We start from the raw sequence: 23,994 nt of genomic DNA, 5'->3' as shown, positions 1-23,994 counted from the left end.
TTATCCATTTTCTAGCTAAGCGCCCTGTTTCGCACGTTTTCCACACGTCAGCTTTCTAGCTAATGTAATAAAAGTCAGCATTAGCAACGGATAATGGAACGTATTAAAGACCAGAGACCAGAACCCACTGAACGAAACCGTTGTTCCCAAGTAGAGATAGAGTTGATCAACCAACAACAAAGCCAAAATAACGAACAACATCTGCTGGCGCTCAAATCGAATATCCGACTCTTTAAATGTCATAACCAGTGCAGACGCTGTAATTAAAATCGCTAACCAACTGGTGAACACAGGCAATGGCCAGATAACAGAAATCACCGCCGTAATTGCTGTCATGGTGAACCAAACCCCTTTCGAGGTGAGCAGTCTATCGACATCGATTTCTGGGTTATCTTCCAAACGCAAAACATGCCATGCGACAAGAACGCCCAACAACGCACCAACAGACATATCCAGAATAAACGCAGTCCCTAAGAAGAACTTGCAGAACATTACGGTTAAAGTGACCAAGCCCGTCAACAAAGTGACTCGATTTAAACCAAAGCTCTTCGTCCTTTGGAATAAGAAGGTCATCACACAGAACCAAATCGCGATCGGCAAGCTTGGGAAACTAAAGCCAAAGCTATGCGTTAACTCTGTGATCGGCATATAAACATGCGGCCTTGGTAGCGAGAACCCCTGCTGCGCAACTAATACCATCAGAGAAGTCGCAGTGATTGAGAAAAATAGACGGTAAACGAAACGGCTATCAAACTTCATCATGACAAACGGGAACAAGAACAACAGAAACGTTGGGTTGCTGATGCTCGTTACCAATTTCGCAACTTCACAGGTTGTTTCACGGCTTGCTGACGAAAATGACGCGATCCAGCTTTGTAAATCGACCATCCAAGAAAGCTCAAGTTGACGAAAACCCGGCGCGGAATCTATCAACTGGTCAACATAAACAACTGATTGATTTGTCGCTCGTGAGTAAAATTCAGCCACCTCTTTCCACTGTGCAGGATAACGGTAAAGAGAGGCTGACATATTGCTCGGGTTTGCAATCATTGCAGAGGCGACTTCTACGCCATAATGCGGCGCAAACCAAATTGGAAGCTCGTTCCCATCTAAAGTGTTGGTCATCGAAAACGCAATCACTTCTGAATCAGAGACACAATCATAGAATATCGCTGTATCCGTTCTACCTAACTCTTCGCCGACAGTGACAACTAAGCCAGTTTCTTCCCAAGTTTCTCGTTGAGCCGCGAGTTTTGGTGACTCACCTTCAATAACAGTACCACCAGGAAGAGAAATCTTATTGGTTAATATTTCATGGATTAAAACCAGTTTGTCATCTGCGCGGACAATACAAAGCGCCCCTTTTACGTCTTCAGGAAGAGGATTCGCGGCAGATGTAGGAGATACAAACAAAGAAATGGAATACAGGATGAGAAAAAACAGCTGTCTCAGCACAAAATACGACCTTTAACAAAAAAGAAGAATCACTCAGCTATGATGGCAGGATTACCAATATTTTTCGACATAAATTAAGTAACCAGTTGTACATTTAGCACACATGTCAAAAAACGCTTTGCGACACTCTTCAAAATAGTTCTGACAAAAATCAGACATAACTCGAAATATTGGCTGCGATTTTGCCAGTTATATTAAGTTAACGTCAGAGGAATTTACGTGGATTTTACGCCTTCTCAGAATTGAAACAAGAAAGAGAGCTTATTGTCGACAACAAATAAACTCTCTTTATGGTTCACTTATGCTTTTACAGCTTTAACCATGCATCTGTCCAAGCTGAGCCCACACCCGGCTCATAAGCACTTGGAGTTGAGCCACACCACAAACTGTTTGGCCAAGGCTTACATTGGTAACTTGCACCGTTATTCGTCACCACATCCCCTGCAGAATAATTCGTACCCGCTTGGTAAGCATCACCCGAAGTTGGCGGCGGTGTTGGCTCTGTTGGTGGATCTACTGGAGGATTAGTCCCAGAACAATCTGAGCTGCCTATTGACTGCCATACTCCCCATGGACCAGATTCTGATGGGTTATCGCCTTGAGTCCACCATTGTGCTTTCCATAATTGACTAGCCCAAGTAACGGTTTCACCCGTGTTGTATACACCACTCGCTTGCCATTCATTGTCACAACTACCGGGAGGCGGTGTCGTTGTACTAGTGGCGGAAGCTGTAGCCACTGCTTGGTATGTAGTACTGGTTTTATCGATACCAAAAGCCAAAGCGACACTCGCCTCACCTGCTTGAGAAGCGCCAAATTCCACATCGACACGACACGAGCCGCCTGCATTGAGTGTCGATTGTGCACATTGGTCTCTGGTGATCATCGCAGATTTCGTGACGCCAGAACTTTGTAGCTCCACACTTTCGACAGTAAACGCAACATCACCGATATTTTGAATACTGAAACTGTGTTGCATCAGCTCGCCCACTTTAAAAGAACTTAAAGTCTGATTTGCCGTGTAACCAACAGAAACATTATCTGTCGGAGACGTTGTCGTACCTACTACGCCATCAACAAAACTACGTAACGCCGCAATGTCGCTATACACGCCGTACTTACCCGGTCGGGCACAGCCTATACCCCAACTGACGATACCTAGCTGAGTGACGAGACCGTTGTTCTTAACGACGATGGGACCGCCGCTGTCTCCCTGACAAGAATCAATCCCACCTTGCGGTACACCCGCACAGAATGATACTGAGCCAACCGTGGTGTAATTGCCGCCAGCTTGTCGACAAGTCGCATCAGAGACCAGAGGAACATCCACTTCTTGCAGCGCGGTTGGTGAGCTGCCCCCCTCCGAAGTTCGGCCTAGACCAGCGACGGTTAACCAATCACCGACACCTGCATATTGCGAGACACTGCCTGCTGCAATATCCACTTTCGTTACACCAGAGGGAATTGAACTGAGCTTAAGCAATGCGATGTCGTTTGAAAGCGTTGAAGCATTATAAGAAGGATGAATATAGATCTGGCTAACGTTAGAGCGTACGCCATCAGTGCCGTTATAAATCACACCACCAATTTTTACCGCTATTTGATTTGGTGTGTCACCGTCAACACAGTGAGCAGCAGTAAGTACGAAACCATCCCCAATATAACTCGCCCCGCAGAAAGAACGATTACCATTGCGGCTGACTATCTGCGTATAAAATTTCCAGTCATTGGGGTTTGCCGTGATGCCACCCACGATATCCGGCTGAATTTCATTGTTTTGTGTTTGCGTGACTTGATCTGCACTCGCCAACATTGGCAATAACGCCGTTGCAAGTAAGGTTTTTGATAGATTCAATGTTATTTTCCTCTTGTTTTATGAGGCACTATTCATGTGCCACTTACAAAACAAGCAAACAAAAACAACATCACCAATTTGGATGAGAATGAGTCGCCGCACATTGCGACAAGACTAATAACAAATGCTGACTAGTAGACTCAACTTTTGCATCGTCAGATTACATAAGTCACTAAGTTACCGTCTTAGCTACGCATTAATTAACGTTCAGATAACGACTTTCTTAACCAATGAATATGATGCCCAAAGCCTTGGTTCTCATAGAGAGAAATCGCGGTCTGATTAAAGTCCCAAACCTCAACGAACATCTGTTTCACTCCATAATCAACGAATGTCGCCTCTATCTTTTCAATCAGAGCTTTTGCAGTGCCCTGTTTACGATACTCAGCTAAGACGTAGAGCTCATCAACGCTTCCCATCATCACGGGTTTGCTAACCGTAGAAATAAGCTCGCAAAAGTGCCCTGAAACAAAGCCGATGATCTCACCCTCTACTCTAGCGACATACACCAAACATTCAGGATTATCGAGATAACGAGCAATGCTTTTTTCTTGTTCGATTTCTTCTGCGGTTTTAAACAGCTCTGGGGATTGGATATGGTGCTCATCATGCAGCTCGAACATCAAATCATTAAGTTGTTCAAGATCGTCAAAAAGCGCTGGTTTGATTACAAAAGTAGACATAGGAAAAGAAGCCAAAAACAGGAATCCATATAGTGTGTGTTTAAATGTCCATTAAGGCAAGCAGGAACAAACAAAGCCCCAAAAAATGGGGCTTTTTCTTAATATTGAAGATGGATTACATTTCTTCTAGTTTCTTCTGCATCGCATCCATTTGTTTAAGCTTTTCTTGTAGGTTTAGTGTTTGATAGTTCAGACCACCCGCATTAAAGCGAACACTCGGTTGCATTGGATATTGATCTAATGTTTCAGTAAACGCTTTAATCTCTGCACCAACTGGAACGAACAACCACAAGTTATCAGCCATCCATCGGAAATACATTGGTGATTCGTCTTTACCTCGCTCAAACGGATCTGCACGCATATGTGCAACCTGTGGCCAGTTTGGCTCAAAACGAACTGCGTCTGTCATATCGCCTTCCATAATTGCGAAATGCAACTTCCAATCATTCCAACGAATCGCGTTCAATTCACCGTTTGCCGAAAAATACAACAAAGACTCACGTGGCACCTTATCTGTTTCACCTTTCAAGTAAGGAAGGTAGTTGTAGCCATCAATATGAACACGCCAGTCTTTCCCGTTCGCCTTATAGCCTTTGGCTAACTTTTCTTTCACATCATTAACACCGGCAGCGGCTAGAATGGTTGGTAGCCAATCTTGGTGAGCCATCATTTCGTTCATCTGCGTGCCCGGCTCAATCACCCCCGGCCATCGAACAATCTGAGGCACTCGGAAACCACCTTCCCAAGTTGTGCCTTTCTCACCTTTAAATGGAATCGTACCGCCGTCAGGCCATGTAAAGGTTTCTGCTCCATTATCGGTAGTGAAAATAACAATGGTATTGTCGGCAACCTTGAGCTCATCCAGTTTATTAAGAAGAACACCAACATGGTCATCTAGCTCCAACATTCCATCGCCATAAATACTGACCCCAGATTTGCCCTGATACTTCTCCTGAAGACGCGTCCAAACGTGCATTCGAGTTGAGTTGTGCCAAATAAAGAACGGCTTGTCTTCTTTTACGGCTTTCTCCATGAAGTTCAGAGTGCCTTCTAAGAATTCCTCATCGACAGTTTCCATGCGTTTACGGGTTAACGGGCCGGTATCCTCTACCTTTCCATCCGCATAAGAATGAATTACGCCACGAGGTCCATAGTTTTTCTTAAACTCTGGATCTTTCGGGTAGTAATAAGTCTCTGGCTCTTCTTCTGCATTCAAGTGATATAAGTTGCCAAAGAACTCGTCAAAGCCATGATTTGTCGGTAAATGTTTGTCTTGATCGCCTAGATGGTTTTTTCCAAACTGTGCAGTGACATAGCCCTGCTCTTTTAAAAGGTCAGCAATCGTTGGAGTCCAATCCGCGATACCATGATTGGCTCCTGGCAATCCCACTGTAAGTAGCCCCGTTCTGAACGGTTCTTGTCCAGTAATGAAAGCTGCTCGTCCAGCCGTACATGATTGCTGAGCATAATGGTCGGTAAATAACGCGCCTTCATTCGCTATTCGGTCAATGTTTGGTGTGCGATAGCGCATCATACCTTGGTTGTATGCACTAATATTCCAATAGCCAACATCATCACCAAATATCGCCAATATGTTAGGTTTTTCTGCCGCTATAACGCTGGGAGATACAGCCAATACACTTAACGAGATCGCCCGTTTAAGCCCTATTGAAGTCATATACTTATCCTCATTGAACTGATAAAAATCCGTACCGATCTTACCTAGGTGAGCTATAACTAGTGGGCATAAAAGTCCGCCGAAACGGTTATGAAATAACGACGTTTTTACGTGTTATATTTAACTAAGAAAGTAATAACGACACTAAAGGTTAACGAATGCCGAAAGAGATAGACTTCAATTTGATCCCGTTTTTTCTGGCTATATATGAAGAAGGTAATATCTCTGTCGCTGCAAAAAAGCTTGGCGTTACCCAACCGGCCGCAAGCAAAAACCTTAAACGCCTAAGAGAAAAGTATGATGATGTATTGTTTATACGCCACCACAATGGTGTGTCTCCATCAAATAAAGCCATTGAGATCTACCCAGCACTCGCCGCAGCGAACAAACTGTATGCTTCAACGTTAGAGCATCTAAATAGATTCAGCCCTATCTCGTCAGACCGAAGCTTTTCCATGGCATGCATTAACATCGCAAGCTATCAATTGATACCTGAGTTGCTTACACAAGTAAGAAAAAAAGCTCCAAATATCACTATCGATGTTCACCCACTCTACAGTGAAGATTACGAAATGGATCTACGAGTAAAGAGATATGATTTTGTCATCGATGCGCCTCAACTACGTACTTCGTCCTTAAGATATAAACCGATTGGAAAACGTGAGATTGTCGTAGTTTGCGCGAAAAACCATCCAAGACTGGGAGAATCCATCTCTCAAACGGAGTTCTTGAATGAGGATCACATCGTTCTAGGTTCTTGGCAGCACAAGGTGAACCCTTTATCGAACAGTGACATAGTCGAACTATCTCACCGCAGCACTCCTTATAGTGTTTCTAATGCATTAGATATGTTGAAAACTGTCGAGAAAACGGATGTGATTTGCTTGATGGACTCAACGATAACGAAATCTTTTGAGCAGCTTATGGAAATCAAAGTTCTTCCATTTCCATTTGAGCAAACAAAGTGGGATTTGTGCTTAATATATCATCCAAACCGAGCCACCGACTCCGGACATAAGTGGATGAGGAACATAATAAGTGACGCCTCTGAAAAAATAAATAAGGCTCAGAATTGAGCCTTATTATGTTGAATTTGATGCAAACTAGCCGCGTTTAAGCACACGTTCGATTTCGCCTAGACTGGATGGGTCATCAATGGTTGATGGCACCACGTATTGCTCGCCATCGGCTATTTGGCGAATGGTTCTTCGCAGAATTTTACCTGAGCGAGTCTTTGGCAAACGATCAACAACCAGTGCATGTTTAAAGCAAGCCACAGCGCCAATCTCGTTGCGCACTTTACCCACCAACTCGCCTTCTAGTGTTAGGTCATCAATCTTCACACCATCTTTAAGAACCACGAAACCAAGCGGTAGCTGACCCTTTAACTCATCGTGGATACCGACTACCGCACACTCCGCAATCGCAGGGTGACCACCAACGATTTCTTCCATCTCGCCAGTAGACAGACGGTGACCTGCGACGTTAATTACGTCATCAATACGCCCCATGATAAACAGGTAACCATCTTCATCTAGGTAACCGCCATCTCCCGATACGTAGTAACCCGGGAATTGACTTAGATAACCGGTTTCAAAGCGATCATGGTTACGCCAGACAGTCGGTAGGCAGCTTGGTGGTAATGGGCGCTTCAGAGCCACAAAACCTTGCTGATTTGCGCCCACAGGCATGCCCATTTCGTTGAGAATCTCGACCTGATAGCCAGGAATCGGCTTGGTAGCGGAGCCTGCTTTTACCGGCATCATCTCAATACCAGTCGGATTGCCCGCGATAGCCCATCCAGTCTCGGTTTGCCACCAGTGGTCAATGACCGGCTTATCTGCTTTGCTTTCGACCCATTCTAAGGTTGGTGGGTCAAGGCGTTCGCCTGCCATAAAGATTGAGTCGAGGTTGGACAAGTCGTATTGCTTAATGAACTCGCCTTCTGGGTCTTCTTTCTTAATTGCACGGAAAGCGGTTGGCGCGGAGAAAAGCACGTCCACTTTGTATTCGTCACAAACACGCCAGAATGCACCGGGGTCTGGAGTTCTCACCGGTTTGCCTTCGAATAGAATTGTTGTACAGCCATGAATCAACGGTGCGTACACAATATAGGAGTGACCAACAACCCAGCCCACATCCGATGCTGCCCAGAACACGCCATCTTGAGGGATGTTATAAATCGACGTCATCGAATATTTCATCGCAACGGCATGACCACCATTATCACGCACCACGCCTTTTGGTTTACCTGTTGTGCCAGAGGTATACAAAATATAAAGAGGATCTGTCGCAAGCACAGGGACACATGCATGAGGCAAAGCTTGCGCGTATTCTTGCTGCCAATCTAAATCACGCTCAAGGTTAAGTTCGGCTTCGCACTGCGGACGTTGAAGAACAAAGACTTTCTCTGGCTTACAACGGCTGTCCATAATGGCTTTATCGACCATGGGTTTGTATGGAATCACCTTATTGATTTCGATGCCACAAGACGCCGTCATGATGACTTTGGGTTCCGCATCTTCAATTCGAACGGCGAGCTCATTCGGAGCAAAACCGCCAAACACCACCGAATGAATCGCGCCCAATCTAGCACACGCTAACATCGCCATTGCTGCTTCTGGGATCATCGGCATGTAGATGACCACACGATCGCCTTTGGTTACGCCTTGGTTGGAAAGCATGCCCGCGATTTTCGCCACTTGGTCACGCAGAGCTTGATAGCTGTAAGTTTGTTTTTGACCCGTCACTGGCGAATCATAAATCAGTGCGGTTTTGTCGCCTCTTCCTTGCTCGCAATGATAATCCAACGCGAGCCATGACGTGTTCAATACGCCATCAGGAAACCAACGTTCAATCCCATGTTCGTCAGCTTGTAAGATGGTGTTTGGCGCTTCAAACCAATCGATGTTTTCAGCTTGAGCACGCCAAAAGTTTTCCGGTTCATTTTGTGCCCAAAGGTATTCTTTTTGATATGCAGACATATTGCTTCCTCCAGTATGTCCTGACATTGCTTTTTTTAAGTATCACTACCATGCAATTGTGTTATTCAAAGACATTGGAGGGAACACGCACAAAGCCCTCCATTAGTATTCTCGCGCTGCGGCTCATGATGGCTTTCTCAACCACCCAACCTTGTTCTGTTTGTTTGGCTTTTGCCCCCACCTTAAGCATTCCTGATGGATGCCCAAACGTCACAGATTCTTTCTCTCCGCCACCAGCCGCTAAGTTGACCAAAGTACCCGGAACGCATGCTGCCGAGGCAATGGCGACCGCTGCGGTACCCATCATGGCGTGGTGAAGTTTGCCCATAGATAACGCTCGGACGAGAATATCGACCTCACCTGCCTCTACGGCTTTACCGCTCGACGATAAATAGGATTTAGGCTGGGAAACAAACGCAATCTTAGGCGTATGCTGACGTGTTTGAGCCTCTTCGAGCGAATCAATCAGCCCCATTTTTAGCGCGCCATGAGCACGAATGGACTCAAACCTCGCGAGCGCAAATTCATCGTTATTGATGTCATCTTGAAGCTCAGTGCCTTGGTAACCCAGCGCTTCTGCGTCTACGAAGATTGCCGGTATGCCTGCGTTGATGAAGGTGGCATTGAAGGCCCCTACATCTGGCACGACTAGATCGTCTACTAGATTGCCGGTTGGAAACATGCTGCCTTCGCCATCAGCAGGGTCGACAAAATCAACTTGGACTTCTGCCGCAGGGAACGTCACACCATCAAGCTCAAACTCCCCTGTTTCTTGAACGAAACCATTTACGATTGGCACATGAATCAATATGGTTTTGCCAATATTTACCTGCCATACACGAACGGTAACGATGCCGTTTTGAGGAATACGATCTTCGTCGATCAACCTTGCATGAATGGCGAAAGGTCCGACTGCAGCAGAAAGGTTGCCACAGTTACCACTCCAATCGACAAATGGCTGATCTATCGATACTTGTCCGAATAGGTAATCAACGTCGTGATCGACTCGCTGACTGCGCGACACAATCACAGTTTTACTGGTGCTGGAAGTTGCGCCGCCCATGCCATCAATTTGTTTAGCATACGGGTCTGGGCTACCAATCACACGAAGTAGCAGTTTGTCTCTTGCCTCACCCGCGACTTGCGCTGGCTGTGGCAAGTCTTCAAGGTTGAAGAACACTCCTTTGCTCGTACCGCCGCGCATGTAAGTCGCCGGGACTTTGATTTGGCTTTGCATCTTGCTATCCATATCTTGCTCCGTTATTGCGCTATCTATTGCGAGAGGAAATCTTGAGCAAAGCGCTGTAACACACCGCCCGCTTTGTACACGTGAACTTCATCTTCGGTATCGAGTCGACAAGTCACTGCTACATCAACCTTGTCGCCATTAGCACGAGTAATCACCAAGGCCAAATCAGCACCAGGAGTGATATCGCCGATAACGTCATAAAGCTCAGTGCCATCTAATTCGAGCGTCTTTCGGTTCACGCCATCTTTAAATTGCAGAGGAAGCACGCCCATCCCAACTAAATTGGTACGATGAATACGCTCAAACCCTTCAGCGACAATGGCTTCTACACCCGCTAAGCGAACGCCTTTCGCAGCCCAATCTCGCGACGATCCTTGACCATAATCCGCACCTGCGACCACGATAAGCGGCTGCTTGCGATTCATATAAGTCTCAATCGCTTCCCACATGCGTGTCACTTTGCCTTCAGGTTCGACTCTCGCCAGCGATCCTTGCACGATTTCACCATTTTCCTTGACCATTTCGTTGAACAGTTTTGGATTAGCGAAAGTGGCACGCTGCGCGGTTAAGTGATCGCCTCGGTGAGTCGCGTATGAGTTAAAGTCTTCCTCTGGCACGCCCATCTTCGCGAGGTACTCACCTGCGGCGCTGCTTGCCAAAATTGCGTTTGATGGTGACAAATGGTCGGTTGTAATGTTGTCGCCTAAAACGGCGAGAGGACGCATTGAAGACAGAGTTCGCTCACCAGCCAGTGCTCCCTCCCAGTAAGGCGGTCTTCGGATATACGTACTCATCGGACGCCAATCGTAGAGCGGATTCGGGTTACGAGCCTCATCATTCAGTTTAAACATTTGAATGTAGACTTGATTAAATTGCTCTGGCTTAACGTACTCACCCACCACAGCATCAATTTCTTCATCCGTTGGCCACAAGTCATTGAGATAAACGGGCTTGCCGTCTTTGTCTGTGCCTAAAGAGTCACGTTCGATATCAAAGCGAATCGTACCGGCTAGCGCGTAAGCAACGACCAAAGGTGGCGATGCTAAAAATGCTTGTTTTGCATAAGGATGAATTCGACCATCAAAGTTTCGGTTTCCAGAAAGTACTGCCGTTGAATACAGATCTCGGTCGATGATTTCTTGTTGGATTTTCGGGTCAAGTGCACCACTCATACCGTTACAGGTTGTACACGCATAAGCCACGATACCAAAACCAAGCTTCTCCAATTCAGGGAGTAAGCCCGATTCTTCAAGGTAGAGTCGAGCCACTTTAGAGCCCGGAGCAAATGAAGACTTCACCCAAGGTTTGCGTACCAAACCAAGCTCATTCGCTTTCTTAGCAACCAGACCTGCTGCCACAACGTTTCTTGGGTTACTCGTGTTGGTACAAGAAGTAATCGCCGCAATGATCACCGCGCCATCTGGAAGTTCGCCTTCTTTCTCTTGCCACTCTCCAGAAACACCGCGCTCAGCAAGCTCTGAAGTAGGTAAACGACGATGAGGATTAGATGGACCTGCCAAATTACGCCCGACTTGGGACAAATCAAACTCAAGTATGCGTTCGTAAACGGCAGTATCTAAATCATCTGCCCATAGGCCGGTTTGCTTGGCGTACTTCTCGACCAAGTCGACCTGTTGATCATCGCGCCCCGTCAGTTTGAGGTAATTAATGGTCTGCTCATCAATGTAGAACATCCCTGCGGTTGCGCCGTATTCTGGCGTCATGTTTGAGATGGTCGCGCGGTCGCCAATGGTTAGGTCTCGCGCTCCTTCACCAAAGAATTCGAGATAAGATGAAACCACGCGTTCATTTCGCAGAAACTCGGTAATCGCCAACACGATATCGGTGGCGGTAATACCCGGTTGACGTTTGCCAGTTAACTTCACGCCAACAATGTCTGGCAAACGCATCATCGACGGGCGACCAAGCATAACCGTCTCCGCCTCCAAACCGCCGACACCAATCGCAATAACGCCAAGTGAATCAACGTGAGGAGTGTGACTGTCTGTGCCGACACAGGTATCTGGGTAAGCAATGCCTTGCTTGGCTTGCACAACCGGAGACATCTTCTCCAAATTGATTTGGTGCATGATGCCGTTACCCGCAGGAATAACGCTGACGTTTTCAAACGCCGTTTTACACCACTCAATAAAATGGAATCGGTCTTCGTTTCTGCGCTCTTCTATCGCGCGGTTTTTCTCAAACGCCTCTGGATCAAAGCCTGCGTGTTCAACCGCCAGTGAATGGTCGACAATCAATTGCGTTTCAACCACAGGATTTACTTTCGCTGGGTCACCGCCTTGCTCGGCAATCGCATCACGTAGACCAGCAAGGTCGACCAATGCGGTTTGTCCAAGGATATCATGACAAACCACGCGCGCCGGATACCAAGGAAAATCAAGGTCACGCTTGCGTTCAATCAACTGTTTTAAGCTATCAGTGAGCATACTTGGATCGCAGCGACGAACCAACTGCTCGGCTAAAACGCGTGAGGTGTATGGGAGCTTTTCATAGGCTCCTGGAGAAATATCATTAACAGCTTCTCGGGTATCAAAATAATCGAGTTGGGTTCCCGGGAGCGGCTTACGATATTGAGTATTTATGTTTGTGGTGATGCTCATGGGCTTGCTTCCGCTTTAGTGTACATCTTGTGCCTGAACGCACCGCGATACTGTTTTTGAAATGGATTCGCGGTGAAAGAGACGCCCCTTGTGAATGCCATGAAAGACGAAGCTCACAAAGAGGCGTCACGCGCTAGCGTTGTTCGATTGGCACCCAGTCTTGATGATCCGGTCCGGTATAATCCGCACTTGGGCGAATGATTCGGTTGTTCGCGCGTTGTTCATACACGTGCGCCGCCCAGCCTGTCAGTCGGCTCATCACAAAGATTGGTGTAAACAATTTGGTTGGAATATCCATGAAGTGGTAAGCCGAAGCATGGAAGAAATCGGCATTACAGAACAGACCTTTCTCGCGCTTCATGACGGATTCCACGCGCTCAGAAACTGCGTAAAGATGTGTGTCACCCACCTCTTTCGATAACGCTTCTGACCAACGCTTGATCAGTGCATTACGAGGGTCACTTTCTCGATAGATTGCATGACCAAAGCCCATAATTTTGTCTTTGTTCTCTAGCATTTGCAGAATATTTGCTTCTGCTTCATCTGGTGTTTGCCAATCTTGAATCATCTCCATCGCCGCTTCGTTTGCACCGCCATGAAGTGGACCACGTAACGTACCGATAGCAGCCGTAATACAAGAATGAAGATCAGAAAGCGTAGAAGCACATACGCGCGCTGCAAATGTTGAGGCATTGAATTCATGCTCTGCGTAGAGTATCAGAGAACAATGCATCACCTTTTTGTGCGTTTCGCTTGGTGCTTTATCAGTAAGCAGTTTTAGGAAGTAGCCGCCAATGCAGTCTTCACTGTTATCGTGCGTTTTGATGCGTACGCCATCGTGGCTGAAGCGATACCAGTAACAGATGATCGCAGGGAAAAGCGCCAGCATTCGCTCAGTAGCATGGAGCTGTTGCTCAAAGTCCATTTCTTGCTCTAAGTTACCCAGCATAGAACAACCTGTACGCATAACGTCCATCGGGTGAGCATCAGAAGGGATCAGCTCTAACGCTTGCTTAAGCTCCGCTGGTAAGCCACGCAAGCTCAATAGATGTGTCTTGTAGGCGTCTAGCTCTTGTTGATTAGGTAAGTGACCGCGTAACAGCAAATGCGCGACTTCTTCAAATTGAGCATGATTTGCCAAGTCCGTAATATCGTAACCACGATACGTTAGACCCGTCCCCGTTTTACCGACAGTGCATAAGGCTGTGCTTCCGGCGCTTTGACCACGTAGACCTGCGCCACCTATCTCAGCTTTCTTTTCTACAGAATGAGGCATTGTTGAACTCCTTTTCTGTCTGATTTGGCTCTCTTAATGGGCTCTTTTGAATCAGACAATTTTCACGTTATTGGATTAGAGATTCTTTTCTTGAGCTTCCGTTGTTTCTTTGTTGACCTTATTTACCCTCCGAGAACAGCTTGTCTAACTTATTCTCGTAGTCGTGGTAATTGAGGTGCTCATACAGCTCTTTTCGTGTCTGCATTGAATCAAGCATCGCTTCTTGGTTGCCAACTTCAAGCAAGTGTTTGTAAACCATCTCAGCCGCTTTGTTCATCGCACGGAATGCGCTCAATGGGTACAAAACCATGTCCACTTTGGATTGGGCTAACTCTTCACAGCCGTATAATGGCGTTTGTCCAAACTCAGTAATGTTGGCAAGAATTGGAACGTGCTTCCCTGTCGCGTCTTCAAGCGCTGTCGAAAACTGTTGATATTGGTCTAGCTGATTCATTGCCTCTGGGAAGATCATGTCTGCGCCCGCTTCGACACATGCAATCGCACGTTCAATCGCACTGTCCATGCCTTCAACCGCTAACGCATCAGTGCGAGCCATAATGACAAAGCTCTCGTCATTACGTGCATCCACCGCTGCTTTCACTCGGTCGACCATTTCTTGTTGGCTAACAATCGCTTTGTTTGGGCGATGACCACAACGCTTCTGCGCCACTTGGTCTTCCATGTGCACTGCCGCCGCACCCGCTTTTTCCATCGCTTTGATAGTGCGTGCAATGTTAAAAGCACCACCAAAGCCCGTATCGATATCAACCAATAAAGGCAAATCACACGCGTTGGTGATACGATCTACATCCACCAAAACATCGTTCAGTGTCGTAATACCAAGATCTGGTAAACCGTAAGATGCATTGGCGATGCCGCCACCCGATAAATAGATAGCTTGGTGACCCAAGTTTTTCGCCATCATGGCGCAGTATGGGTTAATGGTGCCGACGATCTGTAGCGGGTTGTTTTGCTCAATGGCGAGTCTGAACTTCGCCCCCGGAGATAAGCTCATGACAATTTCCTTCTAGTCTTGTTCTCTATCTTTACTTTCAGAATGTAAAATCTGTAATTCGATAAGTTTTCGGCTGCCTGAGATGTGCCTTCTCATCAGCATTTCTGCCAACTCTTCATCACGGTTGCGAATCGCTTGCAGAATGAATTTGTGCTCGTTGAGTGCTTCATTAGGGCGAGATTGCGCACGTGGTGATTGGTAACGATACATGCGCAACAAGTGATACAGCTCGTCGCAAAGCAAAGAGATAAGCTTGCTGTTTCGGCTCGCTTGAATGATTCGATAGTGGAAATCGAAGTCACCATGCTGGTGGAAGTAAGACGATCCTTCGACTTCGTCGATATGTTTGGAATGTGTCGACAATAGCATTTCCAAACTCAGTAATTCTTCTTGAGTGATATAGCGAGCCGCGAGCCTTGCCGCCATACCCTCTAATGCTTCACGGACGGAATACAACTCGATGAGTTTCTCTGGAGAGAAAGTGATAACACGAGCACCAACATGCGGAATGCGCTCAATCAAGCCAAGCCCTTCAAGACGCATCATGGCTTCACGTAAAGGACCTCTACTCACTTGATATTTCTTGGCTAATTCAGGCTCTGAGATTTTACTGCCCGGTTCAATTTCACCACTCACAATCGCTTCCACTAACGATTCGGTCAGCGATTCAGATTTAGTGTGCTCTTTTTCAGAGACAATCACTTTATGACGAGTTTTCAATTCTGTATTCATATTCAAGGCACTCGTATTTAGAAATCAAAGTGTCAACAATTTGTTAACCTGAATATAAAATAGACGATCAGATTGTCGACAATCAAGCAAATTGTCGACAATTTAGACTAAGGTATAGTGTTATTGAGTGATTTATGAGTAAAAAAACATCAGTTCGATAAGAGCAAGCTGAAATTGTCGACAATAAAAAACCAATAAATTCAGCAAGTAAAAAGAATTAGGGAGCATAACAGCTCCCTACTTGGGTTCAATTTGCTAACGAACGGTCGGATTTGCTTAGTTGACCAGCTTGTAGGTTAAGTCTCTTTCATCCAACAAACCGGATTCAACGAGGTTTCTCTCCAACATCATATCTTGCAGTTGTTTCAGCGAATTGATATTGCCGTAACTACGGCGGATCTGGTCAAACGCTTCTTCTAGTTGCGGTAAGTTTTGTGCATTCATCTGATCAGTCGTTGCTTCAGAAGCCGCCAAGAACCACTCCACATCTTTAGTGATCTCTTGCACTTGAATCAGGCTTTCACGCAATTTCGCTTGGTAGTGCTCCACCTCTTTGATAGCAGAAAAGAACTCCGTCCATGCTTGCATGTTATCGATAGCCGATGTCGAAGACATGGTGGTTTTGTTGAGTTTCACACGGGATTCATTGATCGCCTCTTTAAGCTTGAATAAACGCAAACTGAGTTCATCTGAACGCTTTGGTAACAACTTCACCTCATACTTCACTAGCTTACGAATCGCATGAATGTGTTCATCACGCTTACGCGCAGAAAGCGCCAAGAACTCGTGATCGACTTTACCTACCGAGTTAGTTTTAAGTTGCTTTCGAGCAGATTCAATTTTTTTGTTAAGAAGAGATTTAACCCCTTTCTTTGAGCCTTCTTCCCACGCTTTGCGAGAAGCTGCTTTTAACGCTGCCCCACCTGCGACTTCCAAAAGGGCTGCCCCCTCTTTCGAGCCGGGAAATGGAATCATCCCGATACCAGTCCTTACCCCTTTTTGCGCAATATCCATCGCGACCATTTTCTTGTCACGTTTTACCCAGTTCTTTGCAGATTGGTATTTATTACCGAATTTTCTCGCCCAACTTTTGTGATATGACTTACTGTCCTTTTCTACATTTTGCAAAAATTCTTTCGCCATCTTTTTTGCATTTTGACTCGCCATAAAGAACTCCTTTTCTTTTAATAAATCGAATAGCGAATAAGATCTAATACTGCTATTTTTTGAGTAATTTGATTAATAATAGTATTTATATTTCAAATTTTTATTATTGAAAAGTTCAAGCATAAGGATATGCAATGGCTGATAAATACAGCAGTTCGGCTAGTTTGATGTCTGCAAAAGACTCAAGTAATCAAGAACATATCATAAGTAATGCAACAATAAAGCAAGCCTTGTCAGAGCCCTTTGAAATCAAAGCAATGCTGGTGTCCAGTGGCTTTGACATGCAAGATCAACTAGGTCAGTTCCTTACCATAAACCGTTATTTCAACGAATCTGGCAGCAATACACTCAATCGTTCCTACAATGGAGTTGTGACATTGATCCAACATTTAGGAATGGATTCTAATTTGCAGAATCACCAATACGAAATAACGCTTAAACCTTGGTTTTGGTTATTAAAACACACACATTCTTTCCGGGTTTATCAAAATCAATCCACACAAGAAATTGTCAGTGATATTTTCGATAACGCAGGTTTCAAAGGTAACTATAAAATATCCAGCATGCCTTCGACCAAGCGTGAATATTGTTTGCAATATAACGAATCGGATTTTGACTTCGTTTCTCGCCTGCTCGCTGAGGAAGGCGTTCATTATTATTTTGAGCATGCGAGTGGTTCACACACCATGATTTTGCAAGATGCTCAAACCCCATTTGATAAAGCCAGCACAGCGAAATTTGATATGAAAGAAACGCCGACAGGCTCACTTCCTTTGCTTGAAGATTGGTGCCCTACCGTTGCCTTTCATGGCGCGAGTGTCGAGCTATCAAGCTACGATTATTCGCAGACGAAACTCATCACCAGCGGCAGTAAAACCTCCAGCAATACCATTGCCAACAACACTAAACTCGCCAACACGCGTTACCCGACTTTGGGCATCAGCGGGGACATGACGGATCTCTCAAGCAATCTTGCCAAACGTCGAATCGAGTATGTCGAGCAGGATTACCAAAGTGTCATTGCCAGCGCAAAACATGATCTCTTCGAGCTCGGTACTTACTTCTCGCTTTCAAGCCATTTAGATAAAGGTCAACTTGGTGACTTTTCGGTCATCAGTATGGAAGTGGAATACACTGAAAATGCACAGAGCAGCACCAGACTGAAAGTGATTCCAAAAGATACTCCTCACTACCCTCAGCCTCGCTCAAAACAAGTGGTTCAGGGCTTGCAAAGCGCAGTCGTTGCCGGCTCAACCGCGGGTGATATTAATCAGGACGAACAAGGTCGCGTGCGTATTCAGTTCCAATGGGATACAGACGCAAGCGGTGACAAAACCAGTTGCTATGTTCGTGTCGCACAAATGCTTGCGGGAAGTGGTTACGGTGCTCAGTTTGTGCCGCGTGCCGGGCAAGAAGTTCTGGTCTCTTTCATTGATGGCGATCCAGATAGACCAATCATCACGGGCAGCGTTTACAACAGCAAAAATGCCCCGCCTTATGCCGAAGCCAATACAACAAAGTCTGGCATCAAAACTCAACTTTCTGGACAGAGTAACGAGCTCTACTTCGATGATAAAAAAGACAATGAACTGCTTTACCTTCATGCAGCCAAAGACCTGACGCAGGAAGTTGAAAACAACCAAACCGAAACCATCAAGGGTGAATTAAGCCAAACAGTAACCAAAGCGGTATCAGTGTCGACCGAAGACAACTACTCGCTGAGCGTAACCAAAGCACTGAGCGAAAAAGCCAAGTCGATTTCGATCGAAGCTGACGATTCTATCGAGCTCAAAGTTGGCTCAAGCAAAATAACCCTGTCCTCATCATCCATTGCCATTGAAGCAACCAATATCGACGTCAAAGCCAGCAGCGCGCTGAATTTGGAAGGGACCAACGTCACCAGCAAAGCCACTTCAGCCAACAAGGTTTCAGGCACCACGACGGCGCTTGAAGCAACCAGTTCAAACAGCATTTCTGGCCTGAGTATTTCCATCAAAGCAGACACCACGCTCTCTGCAGAGGGCTCTTTGAGTGCGGAGTTTAAATCGGGTCTCAAAGCGACATTCGATGGTGGCGTAATGGGTGAAGTGAAAGGCGCAATTGTAAAGGTTAACTAATGAAATATAAGAAAATTCCATACCAAACGGCTGGGCAAATACTACCGAGATTCAAAGCCAGTGACGAAGCAAAGGCACTGCTTGACGAAGAAACCAGCATCAGCGATGCAATTCAATCACTCACAGACAAAGAGCTCTACAACGACCTCGTGCAGTTTTTGACGCACGCTCTGCCAGTACGGGAGGCAATCTGGTGGGGAGCGTTGTGTTTAAATCAACGCAATGAGGAATGGTCACCCCTTCAAAAACAAAGTGTCGAAACGTGTATGGCTTGGGTGCGTTCACCCTCCGAAGAATTGCGCCGCAAAGCCGAACATCTCTCTCATCGATTGGAACTGAATTGTGGCCCATCTTGGCTTGCTCAAGCGGTATTTTGGAATGGTTCTGGTAGCATCGTTGCACCAGATATTCCACCCGTTATGCCTGATCCATTTCTGTACGCGAAAGCGACTGCGGGAGCGATCAATCACGCAGCCGCCCTTCCTGAATGGGACCAAACTAAACCTTACTATCAAGCCGCAATGGCCATGGCTTTGGATATCGCTGCAGGCGGTCAAGGCACTTCAGATAACCAGTCACAAACTGCATTACAAGGAGAAGTTCGATGACGTTACCTGCTGCTCGTATCACTGACATGCATGTATGTCCGATGCAGACACCAGCAACACCACCAATTCCTCATGTGGGTGGCCCGGTAACCGGTCCTGGAGCTCCAACCGTACTGATCGGTAGCTTACCTGCTGCCACAGTGAGTGATGTCTGTGTATGCGTTGGAACCCCGGATTCTATCGCGATGGGAAGCACGACCGTGCTATTAAGCAATAAGCCTGCAGCCCGAATGGGGGACACTACGTCTCACGGCGGAAGTATCGTTGCAGGAATGCCCACTGTACTTATAGGGGGATAAAACCCCTTTATAAATCAGGACATTATATTGACAGATGTATTCCTCCGACCAATTTTTTGGATCAACCTCTTACTTTTTATTAAATAGTTAATTTTTCTCAGCTATTTCAGAAAATTCTCACTAGACTCAAGTTTACAAACTATGAAACCAGAGTAATGGATTTATCTCTGACTTAATAAAACAATAATTCATGGATTGAATATGGTTAATATTGATAGTCTTTTGGCTCCGATCACAGATGGCTCGCCAAGTGGTGTCTATCTGAAGCTTGATAGAAGTGCCTATCGAGCACTTAGAAACAGTTACAATGCCGCGCAATCATCGTTTCGCCAATTGGTTGAAACGCCTGATGCATCCAGTGATCAAGCACTGCTTGAAAGCAATGATGACAACTGGGCACAGTTACGTACAGCGACATACCACGCCCTCACTCAGTCGAGCAAAGACTTGGAGCTGCTAGGTTGGTATATCACCAGTCAGTTGTTCACTGACGCTCCCTATCGAAATCTTGCCGACGCAACGCAAGTGCTTCTAAGCACCGTGGAGCAGTTTTGGGACTCGCTCAATCCGTTCCTTCCTGAAGACAAACTAAAAAGCGCAGAAGAGTCTGGCATCGCTAGAGAACGAGCCGAGTTCCGGATGAAACCTCTGCTACAACTTGTCGGCGAAACTCACGATACCACTGCCCTGTATATGCCTTTGCAGTTGATTGGCTTGATTGACGATGTCACCTTTGGTGATTACCTACGCGCAGAGCGCAACGGTTCGCTTGGCGAAATCAAAACTAAAGCGCAAAACCTATTCAACGCTGACACGCAAGACACCTTAATGGATTTGGCGCAAACCTATCAAAATCTCGATGCTATAGAACAAGCCATCGCTCAACAGTGCCAACCCGTTAATGCAACTCCTGTAAGTTTCAAATTCATCAAAGAAAACATTGCGGAGCTGATTAACGCAATCCGTTATCTCACTGAAGACAAGTTTTCTAAATGGCCGCTAGATGATCAATTTAGATTGATTGCCGAAGAAGCTCAGGCTCCCCCCGTCGAATCAAACTCTCCTGAAACAACCTATCAGGCAACTGAAAATGCAGAAGTAGCACCAACCTCATCAGAGCCAGAAGCAGAGCAAATTACGACGACGCCGTTGCTAGAGCCGACTCCTTCAAATGAAATACACCAGCTAGCGGCACCCACCGCGATGAATATCGCTGGCCAGATCCAAAATCGCGACCACGCTTTTCATGAACTTAGAAAGCTCGCCGATTACTTCAAACAAACTGAGCCACACAGCCCTGTTCCGTTCTTGTTAGAGCGCGCGATTCGATGGGGTTATCTAAGCTTGCCAGAACTACTCCAAGAAATGACTGGCGGCAACAGCCAAGTTCTGAGTCATATCAATCAACTCACCGGAATGGACAACTTAGAACAAACCATTCTGAAGACAATTCCTGAACCACAATCAGTGCCAGAGCCGGTTCCAACCGTTTCTGTGTCTGAGGTTCAAAACACCTCTAATGAGGAGTCTCAAAGTGCAACGTCAATTGAACCTACAACGTCAGAGCAAAGCGACACTCCTAATACAACCAACCAACCAGAAGTAAAAACTACTCAATCGTCGAGCGGTATTACCGATTTCGAGTGGTGAAGCAAAAAATGCTAATAAGCAAAGGAGAACCAAATGGCTTCTATTTACATGAGAATTGATGGCACTACGCCAAAAGGTGCTGCAACGGTAGATAAGATCGGTGGCAAGGATGGATTTTTTGCTATTGATACAGTGAACTGGAGTGCCGTTCGTGGCGTTGGTATCGACGTCGGTAACGCGAACAACGCAGACCAAGGCATGGTCGCGCTAGGTGAAGTGAACATCACTCGTGGCTGTGATGGTGCAACGCCATACTTAACGACTTTCCTTTACGCACCAGGTGGTGAAGGTAAAACCATCGAAATCGTGATGACCAAACCAAACCGTGAAGGTTCTGGTGCAGATCCATACCTAATCCTGACACTGAGCGCAGCACGTATGTCGAGCTACAACATGGGCGCGTCGGATGGTCACCTGCCAAATGAATCATTCAGCCTGACATACACCGAGATTTCGAAAGCGTACTACATCGAAGGCGAAGGCGGCAAAATCGAGAAAGGTCCTGAAGTGGGCTTTGACGCAACGACAGCGAAAGTTACTTCGACAGCTTCTTAATGGAATAAGGAGATACCATTATGGCACTGAACTCCCAACACAAGCGAGTTAGCAAAAACCGTGTAAGTATTACTTACGATGTCGAGACGAATGGCGCAGTAGAAACCAAAGAACTCCCTTTTGTGGTGGGAGTCGTCGGTGATTATTCGGGTCACAAGCAAGACAAAGAAGAAGTGGAAGATCGCACCTTCTATAACGTCGACAAAGACAACTTCGATACTGTCATGAAACGCGTTGGCCCTGAGTTATCACTCAAAGTGGACAACGTTTTGGTTGATGACGACAGCCAAATCGAAGCGAGTCTGAAATTCTCATCAATGAAAGATTTCGAGCCTGAAGCCATCGTTGAGCAAGTTGAACCGCTCAAGAAGCTTGTTGAGACTCGTAACCAACTCAAAGTGCTGCTTTCAAAAGCGGACCGTTCTCGTGATCTAGAGAAACTACTCAAGGAAGTGCTGCAAAGTGCAGACACTATCAACGCCCTTTCCGATGAGCTAGGCATCCAGAAAGAAGGAGCAGAATAATGACGACGGAAGTTGAAAACCAACCACAAGCAGAAGCGACTGAAGCTTCGTTGAGCTTTCTGGATCGTGCAATCGAAGCGACCACACAAACGCCAGCGGACACGACGAAAGAACTGTTCTCAGTGTTGGCAGAGCAAGCGCTAAGCGGCACAGTAACATGGGACAAGAACGTCACCAAAACGATTGAAAACGCCATCGTAGAGATCGACAAAAAGCTTTCTAAACAGCTATCGAAAGTCATGCAAGAAAATGACTTCCAAAAGCTAGAAGGTTCATGGCGTGGTCTGCAAAAACTGGTTAAAGAGAGCGACCTAGGACGCTCACTGAAAATCAAAATGGTCGACTACACCAAAGACGAGCTGCTTGATCAATTTGAAGATGCGCCAGCCATCGACCGTAGCCCACTGTTTAACGCGGTATACCAAGGCGAATACGGCACAGCAGGTGGTGAACCGTATGGCACCTTCATCGGTGATTACGAGTTCAGCGCAAAAGATGAAGACGTCGCCCTACTACGCTACATGGGTGAAGTAGCCGCTGCGTGTCACGCTCCGTTCGTTGCCGCAGCAAACGCAGAAATGTTTGAGTTCAATGACTTCACTACCTTCGAAGAAGGCAAACCTGTCGCGGCTGGTTTTGATTCTCCGGCTTATGCTGCATGGAACTCGTTCCGTGAAAGTGACGACGCGCGTTACGTAACTCTAACACTACCTCGCACACTAGCTCGCCTTCCTTACGGTGAGAAAGGTCTTGGCACCAAGCTGTTTAGCTACGAAGAGTTAAACACCGACCAAGATGGCAACCCGAATCCATCAAGCAATGATGAGTTGGTTTGGTCAAATGCCGCTTACGAGTTGGGTCTGAAAATGACGCAAGCGTTCACTGCGTACGGTTGGTGTACAGCAATTCGCGGTCTGGATAACGGTGGTAAAGTGGAAAACCTACCAAACCTAACGTACAAGACCGAAGCTGGCGACTTGGTTCAGCAATGTCCAACAGAAGTGAACCTAACCGACGAACGCGAGAAAGAGTTAAGTGATCTAGGCTTCTTGCCACTGGTTCACTACAAGAACTCGAACTACGGCGTGTTCATCGGCGGCCAAACAACACAGCAACCGAAGACGTACACAGATCCAGATGCAACAGCAAACGCAGCGATTTCAGCGCGTCTTCCTTACATCATGGCAAGTGGTCGCATCGCTCACTACTTGAAAGTCATGGGTCGCGACAAGCTAGGTTCGAATCTAGAAGCGCCAGACATTCAACGTGAACTTCAACTGTGGATCGATCAATACACCAACGCAGGTGCAATTGGTAATGATCAACGAGCGAAAACGCCATTGGCGGAGTCTCGCATTGAAGTGGTTGAACAACCGGGTAAACCGGGCGCGTATTCAGCCGTTGCTCACCTAAGACCTTGGCTACAACTTGAAGAGCTGACTACGTCGGTTCGTATGGTAGCGAAGATCCCAGGTTAAGCATGATAGAGCTTGGTCGAAGTAGGATGCTTCGACCAAGCCAATTCG

The 23,994-nt window shown here is 46.3% G+C and carries 19 protein-coding genes; 8 read left to right on the top strand and 11 right to left on the bottom strand.

Annotation, left to right across the window (positions count from 1 at the left end):
- Window positions 1–15: 15 nt before the first annotated feature.
- The 4 genes from ACLIIY_RS06600 to ACLIIY_RS06585 all read right to left on the bottom strand — a co-directional run bounded on the left by ACLIIY_RS06600 (window position 16) and on the right by ACLIIY_RS06585 (window position 5,671).
- Window positions 16–1,455, bottom strand: a complete 1,440-nt coding sequence (locus tag ACLIIY_RS06600) for a bifunctional NUDIX hydrolase/phosphatase PAP2 family protein (protein WP_434528362.1) — start codon at window positions 1,453–1,455, stop codon at window positions 16–18.
- Between the two features lie 307 nt (window positions 1,456–1,762).
- Entirely contained in the window at window positions 1,763–3,310 is a 1,548-nt protein-coding gene (locus ACLIIY_RS06595; RefSeq protein WP_434528361.1) for a trypsin-like serine protease, read from the bottom strand.
- A 200-nt stretch (window positions 3,311–3,510) separates the two neighbouring features.
- Window positions 3,511–3,993, bottom strand: a complete 483-nt coding sequence (locus tag ACLIIY_RS06590) for a GNAT family N-acetyltransferase (RefSeq protein WP_434528360.1) — start codon at window positions 3,991–3,993, stop codon at window positions 3,511–3,513.
- A gap of 115 nt (window positions 3,994–4,108) precedes the next feature.
- Window positions 4,109–5,671 carry an arylsulfatase gene (locus ACLIIY_RS06585; protein WP_434528359.1) on the bottom strand — a complete coding sequence of 521 codons (1,563 nt, stop codon included), beginning with the start codon at window positions 5,669–5,671 and terminating at the stop codon, window positions 4,109–4,111.
- 158 nt (window positions 5,672–5,829) lie between these two features.
- Here ACLIIY_RS06585 and ACLIIY_RS06580 point away from each other — a divergent pair, with 158 nt between their 5' ends.
- Window positions 5,830–6,747 (top strand): LysR family transcriptional regulator, encoded by a 918-nt coding sequence (locus ACLIIY_RS06580; protein ID WP_285379120.1) that lies wholly within the window; start codon window positions 5,830–5,832, stop codon window positions 6,745–6,747.
- Window positions 6,748–6,774: 27 nt separating this feature from the next.
- Here ACLIIY_RS06580 and ACLIIY_RS06575 read toward each other — a convergent pair whose 3' ends face one another.
- The 7 genes from ACLIIY_RS06575 to ACLIIY_RS06545 form a co-directional block, all read right to left on the bottom strand.
- Window positions 6,775–8,655 carry a propionyl-CoA synthetase gene (locus tag ACLIIY_RS06575; protein WP_434528358.1) on the bottom strand — a complete coding sequence of 627 codons (1,881 nt, stop codon included), beginning with the start codon at window positions 8,653–8,655 and terminating at the stop codon, window positions 6,775–6,777.
- 61 nt (window positions 8,656–8,716) lie between these two features.
- Window positions 8,717–9,904 carry a 2-methylaconitate cis-trans isomerase PrpF gene (gene prpF / locus ACLIIY_RS06570; protein WP_418097233.1) on the bottom strand — a complete coding sequence of 396 codons (1,188 nt, stop codon included), beginning with the start codon at window positions 9,902–9,904 and terminating at the stop codon, window positions 8,717–8,719.
- Between the two features lie 23 nt (window positions 9,905–9,927).
- The gene (gene acnD / locus ACLIIY_RS06565; protein ID WP_434528357.1) at window positions 9,928–12,525 is read right to left on the bottom strand and encodes a Fe/S-dependent 2-methylisocitrate dehydratase AcnD; all 2,598 of its coding nucleotides are present in this window, start codon (window positions 12,523–12,525) and stop codon (window positions 9,928–9,930) included.
- Window positions 12,526–12,658: 133 nt separating this feature from the next.
- Window positions 12,659–13,801, bottom strand: coding sequence for a bifunctional 2-methylcitrate synthase/citrate synthase (prpC, locus tag ACLIIY_RS06560; protein WP_005443640.1), 1,143 nt, complete (start codon window positions 13,799–13,801; stop codon window positions 12,659–12,661).
- 118 nt (window positions 13,802–13,919) lie between these two features.
- Window positions 13,920–14,816, bottom strand: coding sequence for a methylisocitrate lyase (gene prpB / locus ACLIIY_RS06555; RefSeq protein WP_045406301.1), 897 nt, complete (start codon window positions 14,814–14,816; stop codon window positions 13,920–13,922).
- A gap of 12 nt (window positions 14,817–14,828) precedes the next feature.
- A complete protein-coding gene (locus ACLIIY_RS06550; protein ID WP_009696948.1) occupies window positions 14,829–15,548 on the bottom strand; it encodes a GntR family transcriptional regulator in 720 nt (239 codons plus the stop codon).
- Between the two features lie 276 nt (window positions 15,549–15,824).
- On the bottom strand, window positions 15,825–16,715 hold the full coding sequence (locus ACLIIY_RS06545) for a hypothetical protein (protein ID WP_434528356.1): 891 nt from the start codon (window positions 16,713–16,715) through the stop codon (window positions 15,825–15,827).
- Between the two features lie 134 nt (window positions 16,716–16,849).
- Between ACLIIY_RS06545 and ACLIIY_RS06540 the strand changes: the two genes are divergently transcribed.
- The 7 genes from ACLIIY_RS06540 to tssC all read left to right on the top strand — a co-directional run bounded on the left by ACLIIY_RS06540 (window position 16,850) and on the right by tssC (window position 23,946).
- Window positions 16,850–18,832 carry a type VI secretion system Vgr family protein gene (locus ACLIIY_RS06540; protein ID WP_434528355.1) on the top strand — a complete coding sequence of 661 codons (1,983 nt, stop codon included), beginning with the start codon at window positions 16,850–16,852 and terminating at the stop codon, window positions 18,830–18,832.
- The gene (locus tag ACLIIY_RS06535) at window positions 18,832–19,440 is read left to right on the top strand and encodes a DUF6931 family protein (RefSeq protein WP_434528354.1); all 609 of its coding nucleotides are present in this window, start codon (window positions 18,832–18,834) and stop codon (window positions 19,438–19,440) included. The genes ACLIIY_RS06540 and ACLIIY_RS06535 overlap by 1 nt, the downstream gene beginning before the upstream one ends.
- Window positions 19,437–19,739, top strand: coding sequence for a PAAR domain-containing protein (locus ACLIIY_RS06530; protein ID WP_005426629.1), 303 nt, complete (start codon window positions 19,437–19,439; stop codon window positions 19,737–19,739). Before ACLIIY_RS06535 ends, ACLIIY_RS06530 begins: the two co-directional genes overlap by 4 nt.
- A gap of 201 nt (window positions 19,740–19,940) precedes the next feature.
- A complete protein-coding gene (locus tag ACLIIY_RS06525; protein ID WP_039842012.1) occupies window positions 19,941–21,389 on the top strand; it encodes a type VI secretion system ImpA family N-terminal domain-containing protein in 1,449 nt (482 codons plus the stop codon).
- 33 nt (window positions 21,390–21,422) lie between these two features.
- On the top strand, window positions 21,423–21,944 hold the full coding sequence (locus ACLIIY_RS06520) for a type VI secretion system tube protein Hcp (protein WP_005443647.1): 522 nt from the start codon (window positions 21,423–21,425) through the stop codon (window positions 21,942–21,944).
- 20 nt (window positions 21,945–21,964) lie between these two features.
- Window positions 21,965–22,468, top strand: a complete 504-nt coding sequence (tssB, locus tag ACLIIY_RS06515; RefSeq protein ID WP_039842014.1) for a type VI secretion system contractile sheath small subunit — start codon at window positions 21,965–21,967, stop codon at window positions 22,466–22,468.
- Window positions 22,468–23,946, top strand: coding sequence for a type VI secretion system contractile sheath large subunit (gene tssC / locus ACLIIY_RS06510; RefSeq protein ID WP_039842015.1), 1,479 nt, complete (start codon window positions 22,468–22,470; stop codon window positions 23,944–23,946). Before tssB ends, tssC begins: the two co-directional genes overlap by 1 nt.
- Window positions 23,947–23,994: the final 48 nt, after the last annotated feature.

The organism is Vibrio sp. K4, assembly GCF_051122595.1.
GTDB classification, from domain to species: domain Bacteria; phylum Pseudomonadota; class Gammaproteobacteria; order Enterobacterales; family Vibrionaceae; genus Vibrio; species Vibrio owensii.
The sequence above is the reverse complement of the archived record's forward strand: the minus strand, read 5'-3'. Positions and strand labels throughout refer to the sequence as shown.